The organism is Vulcanisaeta sp. EB80 (assembly GCF_002078205.2).
Map to the genome: position 1 here is coordinate 1 of NZ_LCWN02000121.1, position 2,909 is coordinate 2,909.

4 protein-coding genes are annotated in these 2,909 nt (G+C 49.0%); 1 reads left to right on the forward strand and 3 read right to left on the reverse strand.

All coding sequences use genetic code 11. From position 1 onward, the window contains the following. From B7L70_RS12235 to B7L70_RS12245, 3 genes are all read right to left on the reverse strand, one after another. Nucleotides 1–1,054 (reverse strand): FAD-binding oxidoreductase (locus B7L70_RS12235; protein WP_081228423.1); only part of this gene is annotated, 1,054 nt, incomplete at its 3' end. 21 nt (nucleotides 1,055–1,075) lie between these two features. Continuing rightward, a complete protein-coding gene (locus B7L70_RS12240; RefSeq protein ID WP_081228426.1) occupies nucleotides 1,076–1,390 on the reverse strand; it encodes a (Fe-S)-binding protein in 315 nt (104 codons plus the stop codon). Continuing rightward, the gene (locus B7L70_RS12245; RefSeq protein WP_081228424.1) at nucleotides 1,390–2,337 is read right to left on the reverse strand and encodes a (Fe-S)-binding protein; all 948 of its coding nucleotides are present in this window, start codon (nucleotides 2,335–2,337) and stop codon (nucleotides 1,390–1,392) included. Before B7L70_RS12245 ends, B7L70_RS12240 begins: the two co-directional genes overlap by 1 nt. A 55-nt stretch (nucleotides 2,338–2,392) precedes the next feature. On the opposite strand from B7L70_RS12245, the gene B7L70_RS12250 reads away from it, so the two are divergent. Beyond that, nucleotides 2,393–2,909 (forward strand): acetoacetate decarboxylase family protein (locus B7L70_RS12250; protein WP_081228425.1); only part of this gene is annotated, 517 nt, incomplete at its 3' end.

The following is a 2,909-nucleotide window of genomic DNA, read 5'->3' on the forward strand; positions in this document are numbered from 1 at the left end:
CGGCTTCGGGTAGCTTGCCCATTGGTACTGCAACGTCTTCGAAGGCTACGAAGACGTCATTGCCATAATCATTGAATGCCGCCTTAAGCGATGCTGAGTAGAGTAGCCTCCTTGGTTCGAGTATTTTTGAGAATTCCTGCCATGTGGATGCTGTTCCCACAACCTCACCGTTACTGCTTGATATTGCATCATTAAGCTTAGTGAGTATCTGAGACTCACTGCCACCGTATGTGTCAACACCAAGCCACAGGTAGTAGTAACCCTCTAGGCCGAGAACCTTGGCTGTTCTGTCGTCAATGAACTCCGTCACCATTGGCCAAAGCCTAGCCCTCCTAACACTAATCACCGCATTAACCAGCGATTCCGCGTCTCTGAACCTTGCCATCAACCCCACGAAGGATTCGGGCAATGGAGCTAACCTCAGCGTTGCCTCAGTCGTTATTCCCAGTGTACCCTCACTACCAATGAAGAGTTGGAGTAGGTTGTAACCCTCCCTGCACTTAACCGTCCTACAACCAACCCTAATCACATCACCAGTCCCAATCACAACCTCGAGACCAAGTACCCAATACGCCGCCGGACCAAACTTAGCACCCCTCATACCACCACCCCCATTATTGATTACACCACCGACAGTGGCTGTTTTCGATGACGCCGGATCAACAGGCCACTGCAGCCCATAGCCCGCCAGTTCCAGGTTTAGATCGTCAACCTTAATACCAGGTTGAACTCTTGCGACCCAATCGACGTCTGAGACCTCCATGATTTTGTTCATCCTCTCCATGGCAACAATCACGGTATTACCTAGCTTCGGTGTCGCATTGCCGGACAGGCTTGTTGATGAACCCACGGGCAATAGCTTAAAGCCATAATTAATGGCTAGCTTCACCAAGGTTGCAATTTCATTCGTACTCTCTGGATAAACGAGAGCCATCGGCATCATGCCAACCTCCGAAGATGCGTCATGACTGTATAGGGCGAGTATGTGTGGTTCGGTGATCAACCTATCCTTAAATACGCCCTCAAGCTCCCTAATCACATCTCTATTCGACATGATATTCATTGCCCATCACCGCTACTTAAGCATTGCTCTCAGGATTATTGATTTGAAACTATGTATTGCATCCGCAATCCTTATACCCGCCGGGCATTGCGTATCGCAAGCCGCGCAGTGTAGGCATGTCATTATTGGGTCGAAAACCTCCCTGGGAAACTCCATGGATTTACCCTGGCCAAACCCCTCCTCAATGAGTATCCTTATCAGGTTTATGCGCCCCCTGGGTCCATAGGACCTATTACTCATCGCCTTGAAGGTTGGGCATGGAAATTCACAGAAGCCACAGAACTGGCACTTCCTAACCTCATCATAAACCTCCTTAATGCTCATCATCACCCAATCACCTCCATGACCTCGGCTAAATCATAGATCTTAACGCCATCAATACCCTGGGAGCCCCTCCTTAGGTTCACGTAGCATATCGGGCACTGAACAACGATATTCCTTGATAATTTAACCAGCTCCCTAACCCTATTGGCGGAAACCTTCCCGGCAATACTTGGGTATGTCGACTCTATAGGACCACCGCAACAATGCGATGTGTCCCTGCCCGTCAACACTGGGTCCTCCTTAACATTAGCCTTACCCCTAACCAAGCCCCTGATTAGGTCGTACTTGTTTAGGTATCTTGCGTATAGGCAGGAGTCATGAATTGTGAACTCGCCAAGCTTAACCCTAACCTTACCTGAGTCCAGGTAATCAAGGTAGCTCCTAACCCTAATGTTGAATTCAGGCACGTACCTTGGGTATAATTTCTCAAGCGTGTATTGGGTGTGTGGGTCTATGGTTATGATCTCATTAACGCTATTGTCCCTAAACACCTTGTACACCTCCCTGGCGTAGTCCGCAAAATCATCAACAAACCCCAACTCATAAAGCAATGCGCCGCTGTAGGGTTCGTTATCGAGGACCCTAAACCTAACCCCAAGGGTTCTGAGCATTCCGTAAATACTCCTTATCACACCATAGGCCCTATTAACATCCTCATCACTGGGCCTAAGTAACGCCTTACCAAAGACCCTAGTACCCACAACAGCCAACCTAGCCAGGACCCCACCCTTAGTTACGCCGAACCTCTCAAGCTCAGCCACAGCCCTCTCTATGGCAGGCGCCAGTTGGTATAGGCATGATGTGTAGAGTATCGTACCCACACCCTCATCGAAGGCTAAACCCTCACGCCAACCATTGCAGACGGACTTATCGACAGGAAACGGAAGACCAGAATCCCTAAGACTCGACAAAACAACACCCCTCAAAGCCCTAAACCAATCAAGCGACACGAACCATTAAGAAAAACCAATATTTAATTAATTTACTTATTCCATAATTCTTGGTATGTCACAGCAGGGAAGAATAAGGGGTAGATTATCAACCAAGTCCCTGTGGGCGATGCCTGGGCACTCACCGCTCTTTGCCAAGTTGCCTCAGTACTTCCCTGATGCCGAGGTTTTGCAGGTTGTCTTTGAGGCTGATCCTGAGGCTGTTGCTGAGTTGGTTCCTGAGGATCTTGAGGTGCCTGTTCCTGCTGAGGCTATGATCACGTTCTTTAGGTTCCCGTTCAGCACGTTAGGGCCTTACAACGAGTTTGCTGTTGATGTAAAGGTGCTCCTTGATGGGCAGGATAAGTACTTCACGGCGTATAACTATGTAAATAGCGATGTCGGTCTTGCGGCATGTCGTGAGATTTGGGGTGTGCCTAAGAAGTTCGCCGTCCTCGATATCATTAAGTATTACGACTTGGTCATGGGTTACCTCGAGAGACCACCTGGTTATAGACTCGTCACAGCAATAATAAGGCCTGAGGAACCGGCCCAGCTTCAGCCGTTAGCCGTAACGAGGCTTGCGTTGAAGA

What these genes read in the sequence shown, in the direction of transcription:
- B7L70_RS12240 (WP_081228426.1), bottom strand. Translation starts at nt 1,390, where the DNA reads ATGATGAGCATTAAGGAGGTTTATGATGAGGTTAGGAAGTGCCAGTTC.